The sequence below is a fragment of the Pseudomonas sp. P7548 genome (assembly GCF_013386585.1).
In the GTDB taxonomy this organism is placed as follows: Bacteria; Pseudomonadota; Gammaproteobacteria; order Pseudomonadales; family Pseudomonadaceae; genus Aquipseudomonas.
Genome location: NZ_JACARO010000033.1, coordinates 1 through 6,748 on the forward strand (window position 1 = coordinate 1; position 6,748 = coordinate 6,748).

6 protein-coding genes and 1 pseudogene are annotated in these 6,748 nt (G+C 63.1%); 1 reads left to right on the forward strand and 6 read right to left on the reverse strand.

What is annotated here, in order from left to right:
• Positions 1–201 (forward strand): annotated as a pseudogene (locus HX803_RS32595) (diadenosine tetraphosphate hydrolase); the annotation flags it as partial.
• Between the two features lie 126 nt (positions 202–327).
• Here HX803_RS32595 and HX803_RS13615 read toward each other — a convergent pair.
• From HX803_RS13615 to HX803_RS13640, 6 genes are read right to left on the reverse strand one after another with little or no spacing between them, the layout of a single operon-like run.
• Positions 328–666, reverse strand: coding sequence for a Na+/H+ antiporter subunit G (locus tag HX803_RS13615; RefSeq protein ID WP_016969635.1), 339 nt, complete (start codon positions 664–666; stop codon positions 328–330).
• On the reverse strand, positions 663–941 hold the full coding sequence (locus tag HX803_RS13620; protein ID WP_005789171.1) for a K+/H+ antiporter subunit F: 279 nt from the start codon (positions 939–941) through the stop codon (positions 663–665). The genes HX803_RS13615 and HX803_RS13620 overlap by 4 nt, the downstream gene beginning before the upstream one ends.
• Positions 938–1,426 (reverse strand): Na+/H+ antiporter subunit E, encoded by a 489-nt coding sequence (locus HX803_RS13625; RefSeq protein ID WP_176998838.1) that lies wholly within the window; start codon positions 1,424–1,426, stop codon positions 938–940. The genes HX803_RS13620 and HX803_RS13625 overlap by 4 nt, the downstream gene beginning before the upstream one ends.
• On the reverse strand, positions 1,423–3,105 hold the full coding sequence (locus HX803_RS13630; RefSeq protein WP_178921244.1) for a monovalent cation/H+ antiporter subunit D: 1,683 nt from the start codon (positions 3,103–3,105) through the stop codon (positions 1,423–1,425). Before HX803_RS13630 ends, HX803_RS13625 begins: the two co-directional genes overlap by 4 nt.
• Positions 3,102–3,446 (reverse strand): Na+/H+ antiporter subunit C, encoded by a 345-nt coding sequence (locus HX803_RS13635; RefSeq protein ID WP_003192163.1) that lies wholly within the window; start codon positions 3,444–3,446, stop codon positions 3,102–3,104. The genes HX803_RS13630 and HX803_RS13635 overlap by 4 nt, the downstream gene beginning before the upstream one ends.
• Positions 3,446–6,367: a monovalent cation/H+ antiporter subunit A gene (locus HX803_RS13640; RefSeq protein WP_178921246.1), complete on the reverse strand. Its 2,922-nt coding sequence runs from the start codon at positions 6,365–6,367 to the stop codon at positions 3,446–3,448. The genes HX803_RS13635 and HX803_RS13640 overlap by 1 nt, the downstream gene beginning before the upstream one ends.
• Between the last annotated feature and the right edge of the window lie 381 nt (positions 6,368–6,748).

Consider the following 6,748-nt stretch of genomic DNA (forward strand, 5'->3'; position numbering starts at 1 on the left):
GAGGGGTACGGGGTGGATCATTTGCATGCGAAGTTGTTTCCCATGCATGGCACCGGGTCGGACAGTACCTTCAAACCGTTGAGTTCGAAGGTGGACAAGTTCTTCGAGGCCTATGAAGGCTATATCTCGTCCCACGACCATGTGCGGGCGGATGATGTCGAACTCGCTGAGTTAGCGGCGCGAATCCGGTCTTTCGCCTAGCGTCGATCCAAATGTGGGAGCGGGCTTGCCCGCGAAGTCGGTGCATTAGTTACACCTGTACTGACTGACACACCGCCTCCGCGAGCAAGCCCGCTCCCACATTTTTTAACGAGTTTGCCTGAGAAATCAGCGCCGGCTGCTGACCTCGGCCGGCACATCATCTCCGGCCATGCGCTTGCGGAACAACGCCGTGCGCGCCAACAGCAACGTGGTCACCGGCACCGTGATCGACAACAGAATCGGGATCAACCAGCCGTGCAACACCGGCCCGGACTTGAGCACCGAAAAATAGATGATCGACGCCAACGCCACGCACCAGGCGCCCAGCGTCGAGGCCAGGGCAGGCGGGTGCATGCGCTGGAAAAAGTCTTTCATGCGCAGCAACCCGACCGCGCCAATCAGCGCAAACACGCTGCTGAGCACCAGCAGCACCGCTACGATCACTTCCACCCATAACGGCATCATTCAATCACCTCGCCACGCAGCAGGAATTTCGCCAGGGCAAACGAGCCGACGAAGCCGAACAGCGCAATCAGCAGCGCCGCTTCAAAGTAGGTGTCACTGGCGTACCGAATACCCAGCACCAGCATCATCAGCATCGCCAGGATGTAAAGGTAGTCCAGCGCCAGTACCCGGTCCTGGGCCGACGGGCCTTTGAACAGGCGGATCAGCGTCAGCACCATCGCCAGCGAGAACAGGAACAGGCTGAACAGGATCGCATTGGAGAGCAGGGCGCTCATTCGAAGATCTCCATCAGGGGCCGCTCGTAAGTGGACTTGAAGTGCTCGATAAAGGGCGCTTCCTCCTCAAGATCAAACACGTGCAAGAGCAGGATGCTGCGGTCCAGCGCCAGTTCCGACCAGATGGTGCCGGGCACCACGGTGGTGATCATCGACAGTGCAGCCAGGCCGTTGGGGTCGCGCAGGTCCAGGGGAATCTTGATAAAGCGCGAGCGCGGCGGGCGGGAGCCGCACATCAGCACGCCCCAGGCCACTTGCAGGTTGGAGACGATCACATCGCGACCCACCAGGAAGAACAGGCGAATGATCACCCCGGGACGGCGAATGCGGATCGGCAACGGCCGCAACGGCGCCATCATCAGCGGTGCCAGGAACCCCAGCACCGCGCCCAGCAACAGGTTGCCGGGGCTCACGGACAGGTTGAGCACCAGCCACAACAACCACAACGCCAACGACAGCCACGGGGCAGGGAACAGGCGCTTCATGGTTGCACCTCCAGCGCGGCGGCCTTGGCTTCAGGGCTGGGCACAGGGCGCGTCGCCATCACTGCCATCACGTAGTGTTCCGGGTTGTTCAGGCTGACGGCGGTGTCCTGGGTGTAGCGCATCAGCGGCTCGGCCTTGAAGGTCAGCAGGATGCTCAGGCCCAGTAGGAAGAAGATCGGCACGCACTCGTAGCGCCGCAGCAGCGGCGAAGGGCGCTCTTCCGGGGTCCAGAAGCGCTGGATGCCCAGGCGCGCGAAGGCGATCAGCGAGGCCAGGCCGGAGAGGATCAGCAGTGCCACCAGGCCCCATGCCGCAGGGCGGATCGGTGCATCGATGCTGACGCCCAAGCCCAGCGGATTGACCAGTGCACTCAACAAACTGAGCTTGCCGATGAACCCGGACAGCGGCGGCATGCCGATGATCAGCAGGGCGCAGGCGATAAAACTCAAGCCCAGGAACGCCATGGTCCAGGGAATCACCTGGCCGACCACGGCTTGCTGTTCATCGTCGAGGTTCACCCCAGGACGCGGGTGCAGGGACTCCATGGCCTTGGGCAGCGCATCGATTTCTTCATCCAGCGGCAGGTCGTTGGCCGAGCGCGAACGCTCGATCAACTCGGCCAGCAGGAACAGCGCGCTCAACGCCAGTGTCGAGCTGACCAGATAAAACAGCGCACCAGCGGTCAAGCTTGGCTGAGCAAAGCCGACGGCCGACAACAAGATCCCCGCCGACACCAGAATGCTCAAGCTGGCCATGCGCTCCAGCCGCTGCGCTGCCACCATCGCCAGGCCGGCGCAGATGATGGTCGCCATGCCGCCGTACACCAGCCAGTCGCCGCCAAACAGTGCCGAGGCACCGGCCTGGCCGGAGAACAGCAGGGTCCACAGGCGCAGCACGGTGTACACGCCGACCTTGGTCATGATCGCGAACATCGCCGCCACGGGCGCACTTGCCGAAGAATAGGCGGGTGCCAGCCAGAAGTTCAGCGGCCACATGCCGGCTTTGGCCAGGAAAGCTGTCGCCAGGATCGCAGCGCCCGCGTGCAACAGGCCACGATCCGCCTCTGGCACCAGCGGGATTTTCAGCGCCAGGTCAGCGAAGTTCAGCGTACCGGTCACGCCGTAGATCATCGCCGCGCCAATCAAAAACAACGACGACGCCAGCAAGTTGATCGCAATGTAATGCAGCCCCGCCGACACCCGCGCCCGGCCCGAGCCGTGCAGCATCAAGCCGTAGGACGCCGCCAGCAGCACCTCGAAGAACACGAACAGGTTGAACAGGTCGGCGGTGAGGAAGGCGCCGTACAAGCCCATCATCTGCACCTGGAACAACGCGTGGAAGCTGGTGCCCGCGCGGTCCCAGCGGGCCATGGCGAACAGCAGCGCGCTCACGCCGATGATGCCGGTGAGCACCAGCATCAGCGCCGACAGTTGGTCCACCACCAGCACGATGCCGAACGGCACCTGCCAGTTGCCCGGCAGGTACACGCCAATCGAGCCGGGGCCGCCTTTTTGCGTCCAGTACAGCAGCAGGATCGCGATGCCCAGCCCGATGATGCTGGAGACCAGATTGATCTGCGCTTTCAGCGGGCGGCGTTTTTCGCCGAGCATCAGCATCAGCGCGGCGGTCATCAGCGGCAGCAGGATCGGCGCGACGATCAGTTGATTCATCCACGTCATTCCTTGGGCTCCCGGCCGTCCACATGGTCCGTACCGGTCAGGCCCCGGGAGGCAAGCAGCACCACCAGGAACAAGGCGGTCATGGCAAAGCTGATCACGATGGCTGTGAGCACCAGCGCCTGGGGCAGGGGGTCGGTGTAGTTGAGCAGGTCTTGCGGCACGCCGTCCTTGATGATCGGCTCCTTGCCGATGAACAGGCTGCCCATGCTGAAGATGAACAGGTTGACCCCATACGACAACAGGCACAGGCCCATGACCACCTGGAAGGTCCGTGGTCGCAGGATCAACCACACGCCGGAGGCCGCCAGGACCCCAATGGCAATTGCGATGACTTCTTCCATCAGGCGGCTCCTTCTGTGGCGGCCACGGCTTTGGCCTGGTTGCTCGGTTTGTGCGCGCGCACCGACTGGTGGCCGAGGGCGGTGAGCATCAACAGCGTCGAGCCAACCACCATCGCGTACACGCCGACGTCGAAGAACAGCGCGCTGGCGATATGGATATCACCCAGCAGCGGCAGGCTGAAATGCCAGGTGTGGGTAGTGAGGAACGGGTAACCGGCCAACAGCGCGCCGAGCCCGGTGAGGGTTGCAGACAGCAGGCCGAAGCCCATCCAGCGCATCGGCCGCAGGCTCATCTGCGCCTCGACCCACTGCGTGCCGGCCACCATGTATTGCAGGATGAACGCCACCGACATCACCAAACCGGCGACAAACCCGCCGCCCGGCTGGTTGTGGCCGCGCATGAACAGGTAGAACGACACCACCAGCGCAATCGGCAGCAGCAGGCGCACCAGCACCGCCGGCACCATCATGAAGCCCAGGGCGGTGTCGCTGGCCTGGCGCGGGTTGACCAGGTCGGTAGCCACGTCCGGCGCCAGCTGACGCTGTTGTGGCGGCAACTCCATGCTCTCTTTGGATGGACGGAATCGTCGTAGCAGCGCATAGACCGTCAGCGCCACAGCGCCGAGCACGGTGATTTCACCGAGGGTGTCGAAGCCCCGGAAGTCCACCAGCATCACGTTCACCACATTGCTGCCGCCGCCTTCGGGCAGCGCGCGGCTGAGGTAGAACGAGGAGATGTCGTTGGGGGTCTGGCGCGTCAGCATCGCGTAGGACAGCAACGCCATGCCGCCACCGACCACGGTGGACAGCAGGAAGTCGCGCAGACGACGGATGCGCGCCTTGCGCAAGGAACTGGGCAGTGGCGACACTTCTTCGATCCGCCGTGGCAGCCAGCGCAGGCCCAGCAGGATCAGCACGGTGGTGACCACTTCCACCACCAACTGGGTCAGCGCCAGGTCCGGCGCCGAGAACCATACGAAGGTCACGCAGGTCATCAGGCCGCACACGCTGACCATGGTCAGGGCTGCCAGCCGGTGGTACTTGGCTTGCCAGGCGGCGCCGAGGGCACAGGCAATCGCCAACAGCCACAAGGTGACGAACACGATGGAGCCCGGGATTTTCGGGCGATCGCCCCAGCTGAGGCCGCTGTTAAGCATCGGGATCATGCCGCCGACCACCGCCACCAGCACCAGCAGGAACAGCTGGGTCTGCAGGCGCTTGGTGCTGATGCGTTTCTCGATCTTGCGCACCCCGCGCATCATCACCACCAGGCAACGCTCGAACATGCGCTTGCCGTTGAAGTAGCTGATGATCGGCGGGTATTTGAAGCGGCCGCGCTTGAGTTGCTTGCGCAGCACCAGGTACAGCACCACGCCGCAACTCATGGCCACCAGGCTCATGATCATCGGCGCGTTCCAGCCGTGCCAGATCGCCAGGCTGTACTCCGGCAGCACGCCGCCGACCACCGGCAAGGCGGCCGCCGCGAGGATCGATCCCACCACCTGGGCCGGGAAGATCCCCACCAGCAGGCAGGTGAACACCAGCAGTTCAACCGGCGCACGCATCCAGCGTGGCGGTTCGTGAGGCGTGTGGGGCAGGTTGGTGGCAGTAGGGCCGAAGAACACATCGACGGTAAAGCGCAGGGCGTAGACGACGCTGAACGTGCCCGCGATGGTGGCGATCACCGGCAGGGCGAACTCGACCCAGGCGGTCGAGGAGATAAAGACGGTCTCGGCGAAGAACATCTCCTTGGACAGGAAGCCGTTGAGCAGCGGTACCCCGGCCATGGACGCACTGGCAACCATCGCCAGCGTGGCGGTGAACGGGATCAGGCGCACCAGGCCGCTGAGCTTGCGAATGTCGCGGGTGCCGCTTTCATGGTCGATGATCCCCGCCGCCATGAACAACGAAGCCTTGAAGGTGGCATGGTTGAGGATGTGGAACACGGCGGCGACGGCGGCCAGCGGGCTGTTGAGGCCCAGCAGTAAGGTAATCAGGCCGAGGTGGCTGATGGTGGAATAGGCCAGCAGGCCCTTGAGGTCGTTCTGGAAGATGGCGCAGTAAGCGCCGAGGAGCAGGGTGAGTGCGCCGGCACCGCCGACGATGTAGAACCATTCTTCGCTGCCGGACAGCGACGGCCACAGGCGGGCCAGCAGGAACACGCCGGCCTTCACCATCGTCGCCGAATGCAGGTACGCCGATACAGGCGTGGGCGCTGCCATCGCGTGGGGCAGCCAGAAATGGAAGGGGAACTGCGCGCTTTTGCTCAAGGCGCCGATCAACACCAGGGCCAGCATCACCGGGTACAGCGAATGCGCGCGAATCTGATCGCCCGCCGCCAGCACCTGGTCCAGGTCATAGCTGCCGACGATATGCCCCAGCAACATCACGCCCGCCAGCAGGCACAAGCCGCCCGCGCCGGTGACCATCAACGCCATATAGGCGCCACGCCGTGCATCGGCGCGGTGGTGCCAGTAGCCGATCAGCAGGAACGAGAACAGGCTGGTCAATTCCCAGAAGAACACGATCTGGATCAGGTTGCCGGAGATCACCAGGCCAAGCATGGCGCCCATGAACGCCAGGAAAAACGCAAAGAAACGCGGCACCGGGTCGTCCGGCGACATGTAGTAGCGCGCATACAACGACACCAGCGTGCCGATGCCCAGCACCAGCATCGAGAACAGCCAGGCAAACCCGTCCATGCGCAACACGAAGTTCAGCCCGAGGCTGGGCAACCACATGAATTCTTCGCGGATCACGCCACCGTGGGCGATCTGGGGGTAGAGCAGGGCGACTTGAAGGGTGCCGACCAGGGCCACTAGGCCGGCCAACAGGGATTCGGTGTTACGTGCATTGTGCGGCAGCATGGCCGCCAGACAGCTGCCAATGAATGGCAGAAGCAGTAGAACTATCAGGGACATAGGCTTCTAATCTGCGGGAGTTTGGGATGCATCATACGTGCCGCTTTCACGATCACCAAACGGCAACATGTGGCAGGATCCTACAAGGTAGGCCGAAAATGCCTACTTGGCACTGTGCACCGTAGTCAATAATTGGAATCCGATCCCTGTGGGAGCCGGGCTTGCCTGCGATGGCGGCCATCCAGCCAACCCGACTCTACCTGACACCCCGCATTCCCACTGTAGGAGCTGGCTTGCCTGCGATAGCGGTATGTCTGTGTACATATCCGTTCCTGCGGTAACGGCCACTTATGGTTCCGCTCTTACAGCGGGTCACTTTTGGAAGAGCGCCAAAAGTAACCAAAAACGCTTCGCCCCACCCCTCGGCACCTCGCCTAGGCT